Source organism: Idiomarina sp. UBA4206 (genome assembly GCF_002383015.1).
GTDB classification, from domain to species: domain Bacteria; phylum Pseudomonadota; class Gammaproteobacteria; order Enterobacterales; family Alteromonadaceae; genus Idiomarina; species Idiomarina abyssalis.
In genome coordinates this window covers 13,075-13,381 of sequence record NZ_DFTS01000061.1, presented here as the reverse complement: position 1 = coordinate 13,381, position 307 = coordinate 13,075, and the positions used below count along the sequence as shown (strand labels likewise).

The 307-nt window shown below is 54.4% G+C and carries 1 protein-coding gene; it reads left to right on the top strand.

The window, feature by feature from the left end; translation table 11 throughout:
- On the top strand, positions 1 to 307 hold a 307-nt coding region (locus B3180_RS12750; protein ID WP_349677621.1), incomplete at both ends, for a DNA-binding protein.

The following is a 307-nucleotide window of genomic DNA, read 5'->3' as shown; positions in this document are numbered from 1 at the left end:
CATCGATGCCGGTTTAGCACTGGAGAAACGAGGGAAGCGCCCGAATGCGGGCGCCATTCGTGTCCAGTTAGGTGACCGAGGCGGCCTTGCTCGCATCAAATCCATTTGGGAAAACTACCAGGGTAATCGTGACGAGCCGCTTTACCCAGCAAAACGGAGTGACCTGTCGTTTGATGTCCTACCGAGCGCCTATGCGGAGGAAGCTGAGTTGCTTATTGAGAAGGTATCGCAGGCCATGAAGCATATGGCGATTGCCGCCTACGGTGATGCGCAAAGCCTATTCGAGCGACGTCTTAAAAGTATCGAG